At 34.8% G+C, this 16,287-nt stretch carries 12 protein-coding genes; 3 read left to right on the forward strand and 9 right to left on the reverse strand.

What is annotated here, in order from left to right:
• Positions 1-576: 576 nt before the first annotated feature.
• Together trxB and C0975_RS03500 are read right to left on the reverse strand one after the other, a co-directional pair.
• A complete protein-coding gene (trxB, locus tag C0975_RS03495) occupies positions 577-1,533 on the reverse strand; it encodes a thioredoxin-disulfide reductase (protein ID WP_101775007.1) in 957 nt (318 codons plus the stop codon).
• 85 nt (positions 1,534-1,618) lie between these two features.
• On the reverse strand, positions 1,619-2,476 hold the full coding sequence (locus C0975_RS03500; protein ID WP_101775008.1) for a co-chaperone YbbN: 858 nt from the start codon (positions 2,474-2,476) through the stop codon (positions 1,619-1,621).
• A 159-nt stretch (positions 2,477-2,635) separates the two neighbouring features.
• Here C0975_RS03500 and C0975_RS03505 point away from each other — a divergent pair, with 159 nt between their 5' ends.
• Together C0975_RS03505 and C0975_RS03510 are read left to right on the forward strand one after the other, a co-directional pair.
• Positions 2,636-4,252 (forward strand): phosphoethanolamine transferase, encoded by a 1,617-nt coding sequence (locus C0975_RS03505; protein ID WP_101775009.1) that lies wholly within the window; start codon positions 2,636-2,638, stop codon positions 4,250-4,252.
• 14 nt (positions 4,253-4,266) lie between these two features.
• Positions 4,267-6,399 carry a fused MFS/spermidine synthase gene (locus tag C0975_RS03510; protein ID WP_245853293.1) on the forward strand — a complete coding sequence of 711 codons (2,133 nt, stop codon included), beginning with the start codon at positions 4,267-4,269 and terminating at the stop codon, positions 6,397-6,399.
• 55 nt (positions 6,400-6,454) lie between these two features.
• Here the strand turns inward: C0975_RS03510 and can are convergent, their stop codons facing one another.
• Positions 6,455-7,141, reverse strand: a complete 687-nt coding sequence (gene can, locus C0975_RS03515) for a carbonate dehydratase (protein ID WP_101775011.1) — start codon at positions 7,139-7,141, stop codon at positions 6,455-6,457.
• Between the two features lie 177 nt (positions 7,142-7,318).
• On the opposite strand from can, the gene C0975_RS03520 reads away from it, so the two are divergent.
• The gene (locus C0975_RS03520) at positions 7,319-9,544 is read left to right on the forward strand and encodes a TonB-dependent hemoglobin/transferrin/lactoferrin family receptor (RefSeq protein ID WP_101775012.1); all 2,226 of its coding nucleotides are present in this window, start codon (positions 7,319-7,321) and stop codon (positions 9,542-9,544) included.
• Positions 9,545-9,588: 44 nt separating this feature from the next.
• Here C0975_RS03520 and trpA read toward each other — a convergent pair whose 3' ends face one another.
• The 6 genes from trpA to trpD all read right to left on the reverse strand — a co-directional run bounded on the left by trpA (position 9,589) and on the right by trpD (position 15,966).
• The gene (trpA, locus tag C0975_RS03525) at positions 9,589-10,398 is read right to left on the reverse strand and encodes a tryptophan synthase subunit alpha (protein ID WP_101775013.1); all 810 of its coding nucleotides are present in this window, start codon (positions 10,396-10,398) and stop codon (positions 9,589-9,591) included.
• Entirely contained in the window at positions 10,395-11,594 is a 1,200-nt protein-coding gene (gene trpB, locus C0975_RS03530; protein ID WP_101775014.1) for a tryptophan synthase subunit beta, read from the reverse strand. The genes trpA and trpB overlap by 4 nt, the downstream gene beginning before the upstream one ends.
• 451 nt (positions 11,595-12,045) lie before the next feature.
• Positions 12,046-12,804, reverse strand: coding sequence for an SDR family oxidoreductase (locus tag C0975_RS03535; protein WP_101775015.1), 759 nt, complete (start codon positions 12,802-12,804; stop codon positions 12,046-12,048).
• Between the two features lie 59 nt (positions 12,805-12,863).
• Positions 12,864-14,285 carry a bifunctional indole-3-glycerol-phosphate synthase TrpC/phosphoribosylanthranilate isomerase TrpF gene (gene trpCF, locus C0975_RS03540; RefSeq protein WP_101775016.1) on the reverse strand — a complete coding sequence of 474 codons (1,422 nt, stop codon included), beginning with the start codon at positions 14,283-14,285 and terminating at the stop codon, positions 12,864-12,866.
• A 31-nt stretch (positions 14,286-14,316) separates the two neighbouring features.
• Positions 14,317-14,925, reverse strand: coding sequence for a glutathione S-transferase (locus C0975_RS03545; RefSeq protein ID WP_101775017.1), 609 nt, complete (start codon positions 14,923-14,925; stop codon positions 14,317-14,319).
• 39 nt (positions 14,926-14,964) lie between these two features.
• Positions 14,965-15,966 (reverse strand): anthranilate phosphoribosyltransferase, encoded by a 1,002-nt coding sequence (gene trpD / locus C0975_RS03550; protein WP_101775018.1) that lies wholly within the window; start codon positions 15,964-15,966, stop codon positions 14,965-14,967.
• Positions 15,967-16,287: the final 321 nt, after the last annotated feature.

A 16,287-nucleotide genomic window follows, 5' to 3' on the forward strand; every position in this document is an offset into this window, starting at 1 on the left:
AAGTTCTTGATTAGTCATATTGTAAACTGAGAAGGACGCTTTTAGCGTCCCTATATTTCGTTTTAAATTTTTATTTTTATATACGTAGAACATCTTATTTCAATGATTCTTAACAAAGAGGCTCCTTACTTATTAGATTCTTCATTTTTAGTTATTATACGTATTTTTGCAAAAAGCATTAATAATGCTAATGCATTTAAGAATAATAAGAGAATCATCAATTCTATATTATTTCTCCTTTGATAATATAGAGTTATGCTGCCGAATTAACTGGGTTACAATAAAGATGCAATAGGGAAGTACTAAAAGTAAAATACAATTCCCAACTTTAAATTTAATATTATTTTCGCCATATATTACAACTGGTAAGGCACAAATTGCATCTTCACTCTATCATCTAGATTCTTTGCCCGTGAGTCTAAACTTTCTCTATTTTATTGGATACTTAAAAACATTCCACACCAGCGATACCTGTAGTTTATCATAATTTGTTCAAAAGCATCACGATAAAAAATATTATGTACTAGCGTGGAATGTAATATTCATTTTGCGAGTAGTATCGCAAAATGAATATTTTTAGGCCTCCAATGCATCTAAATATCGTTCTGCATCAAGTGCTGCCATACAACCTGTTCCCGCAGACGTAATGGCTTGACGATAATTATGATCCATGACATCACCAGCAGCGAAGACACCTTCAACAGAAGTGGCTGTGGCATTACCTTCTAATCCAGATTTTACTACAATGTAGCCATTATTGAATTCAAGTTGTCCAGCGAAAATTTCTGTATTTGGCGCATGACCAATAGCGATAAATAAGCCCTCTAACATTAAATCTTCTGTTTTGTCAGATTGAGTATCTTTTAGACGGATACCTGTTACTCCCATATTATCACCTAATACTTCATCTAAAGTGCGGTTAGTATGGAGGATAATTTTGCCTTCTTCGACTTTTTTCATTAAACGATCGATAAGGATTTTTTCACTACGAAAACTATCACGGCGATGAATTAAGTGTACTTCAGAGGCGATATTCGCCAAATATAGCGCTTCTTCCACGGCAGTATTACCACCACCAATAACAGCAACGGGTTTATTACGGTAGAAAAAACCATCGCAAGTTGCACAAGCAGAAACACCACGCCCTTTATAAGCTTCTTCGGATGGCAATCCAAGATAGCGAGCTGAAGCACCTGTTGCAATAATTAACGCGTCACAACTGAAAGTCTGTACATCGCCGTATAATTTAAATGGACGAGAAGACAGATCAACTTTATTGATATGGTCAAAAACAACTTCAGTTTCAAATTTCTCCACATGTTGCAACATACGTTGCATGAGTTCTGGACCTGTTGTATCACCAAAATCACCGGGCCAATTTTCAATTTCCGTAGTTGTCGTTAATTGACCACCTTGCTGTAAACCAGTAACTAAAACTGGATTTAAATTTGCACGAGCGGCATAAATAGCAGCAGTATAGCCTGCTGGACCTGAACCTAAAATAAGTAGTTTACTATGTTTAATTGAATCCATGTATTTCTCTCCTTACATATTCAAAATACTTTGTACTTTATTATAGACGTTTCCCATGTTCAATCTATTACTAATAATTTCCCTGTTAATATAATAGGGAATACAATAAACGGCGGTATTTCGTTGTAATAGGATCGTTTTGTCCAAGAGCAGATAAGATCGATAAAAATTGTTGCTTCACTTCACCATTCTCTGTATTGAGATCATGTTTTAGTAATCCAAATAGTAAAGATAACGCATCTTCATTACGATTGGCTTGATGGAGTTGTACTGCTAATTTTAAGGCAAGTGTAGCAGAGGGGGATTGTGCAAAATCAGCCTGTAATTGTTGAATTTCAGGTGTATCTGCTGCTTGAATTAATAAATTAATTTGAGCTTGCAGTCCTTGCCAGCGGTTATCACGATCTTGTAATGGGATTTGGTTCAAAATTTCTTGAGCTGGTTCAACTTTTTTTATTGCGATATATGTTTCAGCATACAATAAAGCAATATCACTGTTTCGTTTATTCGAAATTTCCCATGCCTCTTTTAATAAAGGAAGCGCATCTTGATAATTTTCAGCCTCCAGTAATTCTAAAGCTTGCATAAATTTGAGTTCTTCTTCCTTAGGTAAGATCGCTGCCAGTCTTTGTTGTAAGGTTTGTTCATCTAGATTTCCTTGGAAGGCATCTAATGCTTGACCTGCTTTGAATAAATAAGTTGTTGGCAAGGCTTGAATACGAAATTGTGCAGCAATCATTTGTTCTTTTTCACAATTGACTTTTGCTAATACAAATTGACCTTGATATTGTTCTGCATAGCGTTGTAAAAGTGCGGTAAATTCTAACGAAGTTTGGTGATTAGGAGCATAAAACGTCATAACCAATGGTGATTGTTGTGAAAGCTGTAATGTTTCGGTTAAGTTTTGCTCTGTAACTTCGATTAGATATTGAGAATTGATCATCTATTTTTCCTGAATTATCTATATGAGGTAACGCTATTCTAACAAAGGTATCACTGATAGAGTAGCATGCGTTTTTACAAAATTTTTTGTTTTCATATTATCAATGAAGGTTGTTCGTTGTATAATATGTGTCCTTTTAGGTTTTTTAGCTGTATTAACATGTTTCAAAAGTTTATTTTTTATTTAAAAAAACGATTATTTTATATTTGGTTATTATTATTTTCTATTGCTTCAATCCTTATTTCACCAGAACCAAGCTTACATTATGCGGTATTAGGTGTCTTCATCTTTTATTACTTACTTTATGCGTACAATGAGAGATTATTTTCTTTTGTCGTGTTATTCATCACTATTACGCTATCATTGTATTATCCAGTATCTCAATATTATGGTTCCTTGAATTCTGGCATTGTTGCTGCTTTTTTGGAAACTAATGCCGGGGAATCTCTCGAGTTTATGCAGAAAATAAGTTTTTCACAGATGTTGTTTCCTGTCTTTTATATGTTATCTGCAGTCATTTTAATAAGGTTAAAAAAGTATAACCTCCGCTCTCCATTTGATAGTAAAAAAAGAGTAATGTATATTCTATTAGTTGGTGTGTTTTGTTTTTCACTTCTATTTGTACCTACCAAATTTTATTTAGAAAAAGCCTCTGAAGAAGAGGATGATGTGAAATGGACATTATCTAATAGCCCAATTAATATTATTTCTTTTTATGTCAATATTTATGAAAGTATTCGAGATTACTATACTGAAAAGGCTGAATTAGAATCAGCGGCTTATGTTATGCCGCCTTGGCAAGTATTGATGGCATCTCCAGAATATCAGAATTATGTTTTAATTATTGGAGAAAGTGCTCGTCGGGACTATTTGTCAACCTATGGTTTCCAATTGCCAACAACACCATTTTTGGATCAAACAAAAGGTTATATTAATAGTGGTTATATTTCCGCAGCACCAGCCACCTATCATTCATTATTAAAGTCACTTTATTTTAAGAAAGATAAAAAAATAGATTATAGCTATAACATTATTACGTTAGCAAAAGCAGCAGGTATTGAAACAAACTGGCTATCTAATCAAGGCAGTATTGGTAAATATGACACGATTGCAAGTCGAATTGGCGCAAGTGCAAATTTCTTCTATTTTACTAAGAAAGGTGGATTCAATACGGCAGATGAAGATGATTTTAAATTGCTTGAAAAATTGAGTGAACGGTTAGAAGCAAATAACTCTCCATCTAAAGCAAGATTATTTGTTTTACATTTAATGGGCTCACACCAGGATTTTTGTCAACGTATTACTGAAGAAGAGAAAAAACTGGAATTTGTTAATAAAAAAATGTCGTGTTATGTAAATAGCATTTTAAAAACAGACAAATTAATTAGTGATGCTATTGAATTATTAAAAAGTAGAAATGAAAGCTATTCATTGATTTACTTCTCAGATCATGGTCTAAATCATATTGAAAAAGAAAGTAAAGAAAATTTAAATTTAGATTATGATTCTAAATTTAAATCTAATTATGAAGTGCCATTTGTTAAAATTTCAAGTGATGATTTAGCGAGAGAAGTCGTTAATACAAAGCGAAGTGCTTTTAATTTTATGTATGGTTTTAGCCAATGGTTAAATATCACAACACAAGAATTAAATAATAATTATGATTTCTTTTCTGCTGAAGATGATAAAGAGATTAAAGTCTTTAATTTTGAAAAAAATATTAACTTTAGTGAGTTAGAAGATGATTTTATTAATGAAGTCAAGGAGACAAAATAGTGGAAAATAGGAAGTTGAATATTATCAAAACAATCTTTTTTCTTTCAGGATTTGCTGCGTTAATTTATCAAATTGCTTGGCAGCGTTTATTGTTTACTGCATTCGGAGTTGATTTAGAGTCGATCACAATCATCATTGCTGTGTTTATGGCTGGTTTAGGTATGGGGGCATATTGTGGAGGACGTATTGCAGATAAATATCCGCAGAAAATAGTGCTCATTTTTGCTCTAGTTGAATTAGGTATTGGGATATTTGGCTTTGCTAGTCCAACATTAATTGAATTAATTAAAAATCTATTTTTATATTCAAATATTTCTACTATCGCATTTGCTAATTTCTTATTGCTGTTGTTTCCAACATTTTTAATGGGGAGTACACTGCCTTTATTAACTCAGCATTTAAATCGCTATATCGATAATATAGGAAATAATATTGGCTGGTTATATTTTGTGAATACATTAGGTGCTTCTACTGCCTGTATTATGACAGGCTTTTTCTTATTTAATTATTTTGAATTAGAGCAGGTTATTTATATTGCGGGTATAGCTAATTGCTTTATTGCATTCGTTGTGTTTATTCTATATCACAATACATCTAATGAAGTGAATTTCGCGAACAATAAGAGCGATAAACAAGAGATATCAAAAAAATCTTATCATAATATTATTCGCAAAGCCGTAGTCTTATCTTTTGCAGGTGGTTTTTTAAGTTTAAGCTTAGAAGTTATTTGGATTAGGCTTTTTTCTTTCTATTCTTCTTCTATGCCACAAGCCTTTTCAATTATTCTCGCATTATTTTTGTTAGGTATCGCTTTTGGTTCTCTTATTGGTAAAAAAGTGTGTCAGTCAGGTAGGGCAAGTATTGATTACATTGGTAGAATACTCATGATAGCAGCATGTTTTGATTTTATTGCTATTGCCGCTATTATTTATGCTCCAACAGTGATTACTTTTATTTTTACTGTTATTGTTATGGCATTACTGCGTGGGATTATTTTTCCTATTGTTCATCATCTAGGATCTGAAAATAAAAAAACAGGTGCCGCAATTTCTAATGTTTATTTTGCCAATGTATTAGGTTGCACTTTAGCGCCGATTTTTATTGGTTTTTATTTATTAGATTTCTTTAGTACTCAGCAAACCTATTTTATTGTGATTTTGCTCACTTTTGTAATTGCATATTTTTGTGTTAAACAAAGTGTGCTCAAAATATTTTCTTTGATTATTGCTTTCGCCGCAATTTTACTTACTTTTTTACCAGAGAAAATAGTTCATGCATTATCACAAAAAGAAGATTTATTAATTGAAAATATTATTGAGAATAAACATGGATTTATACAAGTTTATGCTAATAAAGAAAACGAGCACTTGGTTTTTGGTAGTAATGTCTATGATGGTATGCTAAATATTGATATTGATCATAATAGTAATGGAATTCATCGTGCTTATTTATTATCGGCTATTGCGCCACAAGCGAAAAATGTGCTTGTTATTGGGTTAAGTACAGGTTCTTGGGTCAGTGTGCTAGCCGCAATGCCTCATTTAGAATCAATCACTGTTGTTGAGTTAAATCCAGCATATACTGAGTTAGCTAATTCTTACATTGAAATGTCAAAAATTCTGAAAGATAAAAGAATAAATATCGTGACAGACGATGGACGCAGATGGTTAACGAAGAACAAAGACGCGAAATTTGACTTTATCTTAATGAATACAACATTTCATTGGCGAAGCTATGCAACAAATTTGTTAAGTCAAGATTTTCTAGAATTAACAAAAAGGCATTTAAATGAAGATGGTTTTGTTTATTTCAATACGACTGGCTCGTCAGATACATTATTTACTACTCAGCAAGTTTACCCTTATACCTATAAGTACTCAAATATGGCATTAGGTGCCTTAAAACCAATTACTAATTTAACGGAACAACAAGTTTCTAATGCACTGATGCAGCTTGTTTGGCAAGATGGTAAAAAGGTGTTTATTACGCCTGGGCAAATTGAGTTAGGGACGAAAATTATTTTGAATGATCAAATAATTCCTTATGAAAATATTGATTTTTCATCAATTAAGAGACCATTAGAAGTGATCACAGATAGAAATATGATTACGGAATATAAGTATGGTATTTTATCTTTAACTCATTAATTCTTTTAATGTGATTTTATGAAAAATTGCACCTGTTTTCAGGTGCAATTTTTTATCATGCTTCTTCATGCTCTTTTCGTAAGATCTCATCTTCATTCAGTTTTAATAAACGTGCAATTGCATTGCGATAGGAGATTTCTAAAGTTTCTCGGCTCGTTGCCATAACACCTTGATCAATTAAAAATCCATCATTTACGTCATAAACCCAGCCATGTAAAGACAGTTTTTTACCATTTTTCCATGCAGATTTAATAATAGAAGAACGACCTAAGTTATAGACTTGTTCTGCAACATTAATACGTGTCAGCATATCGGCACGTTTTTCTGGCGAAAGGTTACCAAGTAGGTGACTGTGTTTATACCAAATATCACGGATATGCAGTAACCAGTTATTAATTAAACCCAAATCTTGGTCCGCCATTGCTGCTTTGATGCCACCACAATTCGTGTGTCCACAAATAATAATATGTTCAATATTTAATACATCCACTGCATATTGCACCACAGATAAACAATTCAAATCTGTGTGAATAACTTGATTTGCAACATTACGATGAACAAATAATTCACCGGGCCCTAAATTCGTTAATTTTTCTGCAGGAACACGACTATCCGAGCAGCCAATCCAAAGATAACTAGGCGTCTGATGATCTGCTAATTCTTTAAAATAAGAGGAATTTTCCTCTTTCATGCGTAGAGCCCAGCTATAGTTGTTGGCAAAAAGTTGTTCAATTTTTTTCATTAAAATGTTTCCTGTACAGCAAAAATAGGGCGTTAGTATAGCTTACAAATTGAAAAGAGGTAAATGTTCAAGATAAACAAATTGTTAATAAAAATCTTGCCTTTTGTTCCAATCTCTTTAAAATTCACTCTCTTATTAAAATGAAATTAATTATCATTATTAATTAAGGGATAAAAAATGGGAAAGAAATTAAGAAAAGGAAATCTGATCTTATTGATTCTATCAATTAATTACATCAAAGTGGCTTTGGCAAATGTAGACTCTTCCACAGAGCAATTATTACCCATCATTGTGGCATCTGATGAAGTAAATAAAACAGCTGGTCGATCAGTATTGAAGCAGAAAAATATTGATCAACAACAATCGGATAATGCAGCTGATTTAATTAATATTTTACCCGGTGTTAACATGGCTGGCGGATTTCGTCCAGGAGGGCAAACATTAAATATTAATGGAATGGGGGATGCCGAAGATGTGCGAGTTCAATTAGATGGTGCTACGAAAAGTTTTGAGAAATACCAACAAGGCTCTGTTTTTATTGAACCAGAATTATTAAGTAAAGTTACTGTCGATAAAGGAAACTATTCTCCGCGATATGGTAATGGTGGATTTGCAGGTACAGTAAAATTTGAAACTAAAAATGCGACTGATTTTTTAAAGGAAGATCAGAAGATAGGTGGTTTATTTAAATATGGAAATAATAGCAACAATAATCAGAAGACCTATAGTAGCGGATTATTTTTGCAAAATGAGCAAAGAAATTTTGATTTGTTGTTATTTGGTTCATTAAGAAACGCAGGTAATTATACCAGACCAGACAGAAGTAAGATTCTTTTTTCTAAAAACAATCAAAAAAGTGTTTTGATAAAAGCAAATTGGGCAATTTCGCCTGCTCATTTATTCACTTTTTCTGGTGTTTATGGTTCTCATTCTGGTTGGGAACCTTGGGCAGCTAAAAGAGATATTTCTTCGAAACCAACTGTGGAGGAAATAAAAAAACATGGATTAGATATTGCGTGGAAAAGAAAGCTTGTTTATCGAGATCAAAAAGATGAAAGTTATACTGTTCAGTACCGCTATTTTCCTGAACATAATTCATGGATTAATTTGGCATCTCAATTGAGCTATAGTAAGACAACACAAAATGACACCCGTCATAAGAAAGCGGCTTCTTCTTTTTTAGGAACACTAGGTAATAAAAGTTGGATTACGTATTCAGATTTAAACATAGATGTCAATAATACGAGTACTTTTACCACGAATAATATAGAACATGAGTTATTAATTGGCTTGCAATGGGTAAAAAGTAAAAGAGACACATTGATATATCATAAAGCTGGTGCAAAGAATCCTAAATATAATTATGGTTATTTTCAGCCTTCTTATATGCCTTCTGGTAGACAGTACACTCAAGCATTATATTTACAAGAGCAAATGAAATGGTGCGATATTCTATTTACCGCAGGGTTACGTTACGATCATATTAATAATATTGGTCAAAAAAATCTTGCTCCTCTCTATAATGATAAGTCAGCTGGACATGATTATAGCCAGAAAAACTATAGTGGTTGGTCGTATTATTTAGGACTAAATTACGATGTGACAACTTATTTAAGTTTATTTACTCATTTTAGTCGTACTTGGCGAGCGCCTGTAGTTGATGAACAATATGAAACACAATATGCGACAGCTGCGGTCACTGCAACTTCGTTAAACCTAGATAAAGAAACAATAAACCAAACAAGAGTAGGTGGCGTTTTTAGTGTTGAAGATGCACTTTTAAAAGGGGATTCATTACAATTCCGAGCAACTTATTTTTATAACCGAGGTAAAAATGAGATTTTCAAAACGAGAGGTGTAAATTGTGCACAAAATGCGTTAGATATTGATAATAGTGTTTGTCCTAAGATTATTGGCAATTACCGCAATTTACCTGGTTATACTATTCAAGGTGCGGAGTTAGAGGCATATTATCAATCAGACTATTTATTTGGTAGCTTGACTTATTCTTATGTAAAAGGAAGACGTGATACATCACCAAGAAATCCATGGGGTAAAACACAAACATGGATTGCTGAAATCCCTCCAAGAAAAGCGACTGCAATGTTAGGCTTTAATATACCTAATTATCACTTGACTGCAGGGTGGCGAGCTGAATTTGTTAGAAGACAAGATAGAGCGCCAATTTCTGGTGATCCTAAAGCAGTATACTGGTCATTACCGCCTTCAAAAGGATACAGTTTACATGGTGTGTTTGCTTCTTGGAGTCCTTCAAGACTTAAGGGGTTAAATTTTAAAATAACTGTTGATAATTTATTTAATCAAGCCTATTACCCATATTTAGGTGAACTTGCTTCTGGTCTAGGACGAAATGTCAAATTTAGTGTTACACAACAATTTTAATAGAAATCCCGATCTATTCTGATCGGGGTTTCTTTTTATATAACTCAAAGTGCGGTTGCTTTTTTCATTATTTTTACAAATTTGGCTAGCGCGATTAAACAGGTTGTTGGATCGTCAAGATATTGCTCAATAATTTTTACAATAGCAGAACCCGATATTGCGCCATCAACACCCATTGCTAGTGCCTCTTTAATTTGCTGTGGCTGGGCAATACCAAAACCTTGTAAGATAGGTGGGGCATTATGGCTTTTAAGGCTAGTGACAAGATGAGTCAAATTTGTTGAAGCTTGTTGATTTTCTGCACTAGTGACACCAGCACGAGAAACGAGATAGGTATAGCCTTGTGAAGATTGAGCAACTCGTTGGATTGTTTCTTGATCTGCATTTGGTGGGCAAATAAAAACTTGTTGGATACCATGTTTTTTCGCAAATGGCATAAATTCTTCACAAGCGAACAAGGGAAGATCGGCGATAAGTACTGCATCAATACCTACATTGGCACAACGTTGATAAAAACCATCAATTGTTTGTGCATAAACTAAGTTAGCACATAACAATAAGCTCATCGGAATCTCAGGGTATTTCGAGCGTATTTGTGCTAAAAGCTGAAAACTTGCTTCTGTACTATAACCCGCTGTTAATGCACGGTTGTTAGCTGCTTGAATAACAGGACCATCTAATAATGGATCAGAAAAAGGAAGTCCTAATTCTAATGCATCTGCGCCGTTTTCTACTAATGTGCAAATAATTTCAAAAGAACGTTCTAAGCTTGGGTCACATAAGGTGACGAAAGGAACGAAAGCGCCTTGGTTTTGCGTTTTTAGTTGATGAAATAGCTTATTGAAACGACTCATACGAAAACTCCTTTTTCAGCTAAAATTTTGTCTACAGTAAAAATATCTTTATCACCACGCCCTGATAGATTAACAACTAGCAATTGTGGTTTGTTAGGATATTGTTGGATAAGTTTTAATGCGTAAGCAAGTGCATGTGCGCTTTCTAAGGCAGGGATAATACCTTCATAGCGAGCTAAAGCTTGAAAAGCAAATAACGCTTCATCATCGGTAATTGATTCATACTCAGCACGACCTATTGCATGTAAATGGGCATGTTGGGGACCAACAGAAGGAAAATCTAATCCTGCTGAAATAGAATAGGATTCTTCAATTTGCCCATCTGCTGTTTGCATGAGAGGTGCCTTCATTCCAAAATAAATTCCCGTCGTGCCATGGCGTAATGGTGCTCCATGCTTACCTGTATGAATACCTTTACCAGCAGGCTCAATTCCAATTAAACGGACATTTTTTTCGGTAATAAAATCCGCAAACATCCCAATTGCGTTAGAACCACCGCCAACAGCAGCAATGACGGCATCAGGTAGACGTCCTTCTCGTGCTAAAATTTGTTGTTTCGTTTCTTCACCAATTATTTTTTGGAATTCACGTACAATAGTTGGAAATGGATGTGGTCCTGCCGCAGTACCAAGTAAATAGTGAGTGTTACTATAATTTTCAGCCCAATCGCGCATTGCTTCACAACAAGCATCTTTCAATGAAGCAGAGCCTTTAGTTACTGCAGTTACTGTCGCGCCCATTAAGCGCATGCGAAAAACATTTGGTGATTGACGTTCTACATCTTTCGCACCCATGTAGATTTGACAGGGGATATTTAGCATCGCACAAGCCAGAGCCGTTGCCACACCATGTTGCCCAGCACCCGTTTCAGCAATAATGCGTGTTTTACCCATCCGCTTAGCTAGCAAGATTTGCCCTAATACTTGATTAGTTTTATGTGCTCCACCATGTAATAAATCTTCGCGTTTTAAATACAATTTAGTTTTACTGTCTTTTGTCAAATTGCGACATAAAGTGAGTGCAGTAGGACGCCCTGCATAATTTTTTAGTAAATCATGAAATTCTTGTTGAAAAACGGGATCTTGTTGTGCTTCAACAAAAGCTTGTTCTAGCGATTTAAGTACTGGAACTAAAATTTCGGGAACATACATTCCACCAAATTCACCAAAATAGGGGTTAAGTAACGTTTCAGACATCATCATTCCTTTAAAATCAGAGAATATTTATTCATTTTTTATATGTGATATTTGCTTAGTTTATTAATTTAATATGAACTATTAAACTAGTATATTACTTAAAAAGCAAGTGTTTTTATGAAAAACCTCACATGAGCATTTTTTATCTTACTTATAGGAATATCAAAGGGATAATAATAAGCCATAGTGTGATGATCTATGTATGTTGAATTTTACGGTTATCATCTCATTAGTAGTGCTATGCACTTATATTTGATGTCATTAATGAATTGCTCGATTACTTTTTATGTGTTTATTTTAGGTAAAGTTAATATGTGTTTTTTTACACTGTTCATTTTAAAAGAAGTAAGAAAATAGCGAGGCTTAGAGAGGGGCAATTGCGTAAATGAAAAAGGGCAGCTTAGTTGTAATTAGCTTGCCCTAGTTAATATTGTCATGTGTTTTAGTATAGTTATTTACTTGTTCTAGCAACATTTAATGCGGCACTACTTTGTGCGGTTGGCATGACTTCAATACGATTAATATTGACATGTTCAGGCTGTTGATTAGCCCATAATACAATGTTAGCAATATCTTCTGCTGTAACGAATTGTACGTTTTCATACAATTTTGCTGCACGTTCATCATCTCCTTTAAAGCGCACATTAGAAAATTCTGTGCCACCACAAAGACCAGGTTCAATATTCGTCACACGAATCGCAGTACCTGCTAAATCAGCGCGTAAATTTAAACTAAATTGCTTAACAAATGCTTTTGTTGCACCATACACATTACCACCTGGGTAAGGATAAGTCCCTGCAATTGAGCCTAAATTAATAATATGACCAGTATTACGAGCCACCATTTGTGGTAATACTAAACGTGTCATCGTGACTAATCCCATTGTATTGGTATTAATCATTTGTGCCCAGTCATCTAAATTCGCTTTATCTGCACTTTCTAAACCTAAGGCAAGTCCCGCATTATTAACCAATAGATCAATGGATTGCCATGGAAAAGGTAAGCTTTGTATTGCCATTTCAGTGGCATTGCGATCACTTAAGTCAAAGGCAAGTGGTAAAAAATCATCACCAAATTCTTGTTGTAATGTTTGTAAACGTGCAGCACGTCTACCTGTACCAATGACTTGATAACCGTGTTGTAAAAGTGTACGGCAAATAGCACGACCAAAACCTGCTGTGGCTCCTGTGACTAATGCAATTTTTTTCATTTTTCACCTCGTGTAACTTGTTAAATAAGATTAATTTTGTTTCAAGTATAATAAGATATTCAATCATAACAAAATTGGCGAATTTGTGAAAAAACTGCGCTCATTTTTTCTGCTGATTTCATTCCTGCCGTGTGTTCTATTCCAGAGTTTAAATCAATACCTAAACAACCTTGTGCTAGAGCCTGTTTGATATTATTCGGATTAATCCCGCCTGCTAGCATAATTTTAGCTTTCAAATGTGTGGGTAGCCGTGTCCAATCAAATGACATCCCAGTTCCCCCTTGTTGCTGAGCAGTTTTGCTATCAAACACATAACGATCAACATGCAAATTTTCTTCAATTTGTGCCGCACTTTGGGTTGTCACATCCACTGAGATGGCTTGCCAGATTTGACAAGATGGTGAGAGTTGCTGGCGCAGTGTCGTGATAAATTCAGTCGTTTCGTTACCGTGTAACTGAACGGCGTATAAAGTGAGTTGGCTCGCCATTTTACAGATAAAATCAACAGCTTGATTCTGAAAAACACCAACAAAACGTAATGGTGCTTGTGTGACCAGTTCTTGCGCTTGGTGTAAACTGACACAGCGTTTCGATTGTTCAGCAAAAATCAATCCACCATATAATGCCCCTTGTTGATAAGCTTCGATAACATCTTGTGAACGTGTTAATCCACATACTTTATTCTCACCAAAAAGAATAGCACGTACGGCGTGATTTAAGTCAGCTTCGCCCATTAAACTACTACCAATTAAAAAGCCATCAGCAGCGTGGCTTAGTTGACAAATTTGTTGGTGATTATAGATACCTGACTCACTAATAATTTTGCACCCTGCGGGAATTTTGTCTGCATATTTCAAACTGAGAGCCATAACTCGATTAAGATCGATACTTAAATCATGTAAGTTACGATTATTCACACCAATGACTTTAGCATTCAGTGTCAATGCACGTTCAAATTCGGCTTCATTGCTGGTTTCCGTTAATATACCCATGCCTAACTGATGGGCTAAATCTGCAAGAGTACGATAAGTGTCATCATCAATAACAGATAACATTAATAAAATCGCATCAGCTTGATGATAACGGGCAAGATAAACTTGATAGGTCGATATGATGAAATCTTTACACAGCACAGGCTGCCTTACACGTGCACGTACTTGTTGCAAATGCGTAAAATTACCCTGAAAGTATTTTTCATCTGTCAATACTGAAATCACAGAAGCATATTGCTTATACACATCGGCGATTGCTGCCAAATTAAAATCAGCGCGAATTAAACCTTTAGAAGGAGAAGCTTTTTTACATTCTAAGATATAAGCAGGCGATTGTTTACTACCTTGTTGTATTGCGTGATAAAAAGAGCGGTCAGTTTTTGTCAAGTTTTGTTGCAATTGAGATAATGGCAGCAGCGCTTGTTTATCCGCTACCCATTGTCTTTTATCTTGTATTATTTTTTGTAAAATTGTTGGTGTGTTTTGCATAGTGATTTATTTTCATGATTAATTCTAGAAGCTAACTATTCAGCCATTGTTGTAAGCTAGGTAAAGCTAATAAGCGTTTCTGATAATTTAATGCACTTTCGCTAAAGTAATGGTGTAAACCATAGGTTTCAATACGTCCTGCCACTGGGACAAAGAATGCATCTACTGCCGTAAATTGTTTACCCGCTAAATAGTCTCCACCAAAACGATCTAGACCTTCTTCCCATAACTGATTAATTCGTTTAAGTTCTGTCTGTAGCGCGAGAGGAATTTCAGCTAATGTGATTCGGTTTATCGGATCATAATGGCAAATTGAACGTAAGTGCTCAAAGCCAGAATGCATTTCTGCACAAGCTGAACGTGACCATGCACGTACAGTACGATCTTCTGCCCATATTTGTGGATAATCCTCAGCAATAAACTCGATAATAGCTAGACTATCCCAAATAATCTGTCCTTGATAATGCAGAACTGGAATTTTAGATGTTGGTGAAAACGCCAAAAATTGTTGGCGCTGTTCACTCAAATCATCTAAATAACGTACTGTTTTTTGCTCAAATGGAATATGTAATGTTTTTAATAAAATCCATGGGCGTAGTGACCAAGAAGAACAAGGTGGATTAACATATAATTGATACATAAATGTGGTCCTATAGTTAATGAAATGTTAGATGAAGTATCAATATTGCGTTAATTTTGTGAGTATTTCAAATGCTTTTCCACTAGCAAGTACAGCTAATACCTGTTCAGCACTTTGTTTTAAATCTGCATAACCAAAAAGCTTCATTAGCATCGCTGTATTCATCGCGACAGCATGACGATGTGCTACTTCACCTTTGCCTTGTAAAAGTGCGCTAATTATTTGTGCATTTTCCTGCGGACTACCGCCTCGTAATTTTTCTAGTGATTGTGGCTGAAAACCAAAATCTTGTGGTGTCAAATAATAGCGTTCAATTTTCCCATTCCGTACTTCTGCCACTTCTGTTCTGCCATGTAAAGCAATTTCATCGACCCCTTCTCCATGTACAATCAGCGTATGTTCATGTTCCAAACGGGCAACTGTTTCTGCATAAAGTTGAATCAAATCAGGCGAATATACACCGAGTAGCTGACGTTTCGGTTTAGCAGGATTAATTAATGGACCTAAAATATTAAAGATCGTCCGTGTTTTTAATGCTTGGCGCACGGGGGTTGCATGTTTGAACCCCAAATGATATTGCGGGGCAAAGAGAAAACAAAGCCCAATATCATCTAAGGCTTGACGAGCTTGTTTCGCACTCATTGTGAGATTAATACCAAGCTCTGTAAGTAAGTCACTCGAACCAGTTTGGCTAGATACACTACGGTTACCATGTTTTGCCACTTTAAGCCCACAAGCGGCTGCTACAATTGCTGAAGCAGTAGAAATATTGATGGTATTGGTGCCATTACCACCAGTGCCAACAATATCTGCAAACGGGTAGTCGGGGGTTGGGAAAGGTTGTGCATTTGCTTGTAGTGCCGATACTGCACCACTAATTTCCTCGACAGTTTCACCACGCAGTTTGAATGTAATTAACACTGCTGTCAGTTGTTCATTACTTAATTGACCGCGCACAATTGCAGTAAATAGCATTTCAGTTTGTGGCTGATTTAATGTTTTTTTATCAAAAAGTTGTTGGAGTAATAGTTCTGTTTGCATTATTTTTCCCTTCATGATTTCTTCCTTATAGAACGCACATTGAACTATTAAACTAGTGCAATTGAATAAAGTCAAGCTTTTAAAATTTTTATTCGTGTAATGAGAATATTGAATATATGTTAAGTTGCTATCGTAAAGTTAATCATTGAGATAGTTCAGAAAGTTGGGAAAGGTTATCTTATTTGTATTGTAAGGAAAAAATGTCTCTTTTTATTTTGCTACCACGAGTTTATTGACTAATCGGTTTGGGTAGCGCGTTTTCCCATGAATCAATTTCAATTTATGTGACAGGGTGACTTATTTACATTAACCATAAATACA

The sequence above is a fragment of the Pasteurella oralis genome (assembly GCF_002850605.1).
GTDB lineage: Bacteria > Pseudomonadota > Gammaproteobacteria > Enterobacterales > Pasteurellaceae > Pasteurella > Pasteurella oralis.

What these genes read in the sequence shown, in the direction of transcription:
- trxB (WP_101775007.1), bottom strand. Translation starts at nt 1,533, where the DNA reads ATGGATTCAATTAAACATAGTAAACTACTTATTTTAGGTTCAGGTCCA.
- C0975_RS03500 (WP_101775008.1), bottom strand. Translation starts at nt 2,476, where the DNA reads ATGATCAATTCTCAATATCTAATCGAAGTTACAGAGCAAAACTTAACC.
- C0975_RS03505 (WP_101775009.1), top strand. Translation starts at nt 2,636, where the DNA reads ATGTTTCAAAAGTTTATTTTTTATTTAAAAAAACGATTATTTTATATT.
- can (WP_101775011.1), bottom strand. Translation starts at nt 7,141, where the DNA reads ATGAAAAAAATTGAACAACTTTTTGCCAACAACTATAGCTGGGCTCTA.
- C0975_RS03520 (WP_101775012.1), top strand. Translation starts at nt 7,319, where the DNA reads ATGGGAAAGAAATTAAGAAAAGGAAATCTGATCTTATTGATTCTATCA.
- trpA (WP_101775013.1), bottom strand. Translation starts at nt 10,398, where the DNA reads ATGAGTCGTTTCAATAAGCTATTTCATCAACTAAAAACGCAAAACCAA.
- trpB (WP_101775014.1), bottom strand. Translation starts at nt 11,594, where the DNA reads ATGTCTGAAACGTTACTTAACCCCTATTTTGGTGAATTTGGTGGAATG.
- C0975_RS03535 (WP_101775015.1), bottom strand. Translation starts at nt 12,804, where the DNA reads ATGAAAAAAATTGCATTAGTCACAGGAGCCACAGCAGGTTTTGGTCGT.
- trpCF (WP_101775016.1), bottom strand. Translation starts at nt 14,285, where the DNA reads ATGCAAAACACACCAACAATTTTACAAAAAATAATACAAGATAAAAGA.
- C0975_RS03545 (WP_101775017.1), bottom strand. Translation starts at nt 14,925, where the DNA reads ATGTATCAATTATATGTTAATCCACCTTGTTCTTCTTGGTCACTACGC.
- trpD (WP_101775018.1), bottom strand. Translation starts at nt 15,966, where the DNA reads ATGCAAACAGAACTATTACTCCAACAACTTTTTGATAAAAAAACATTA.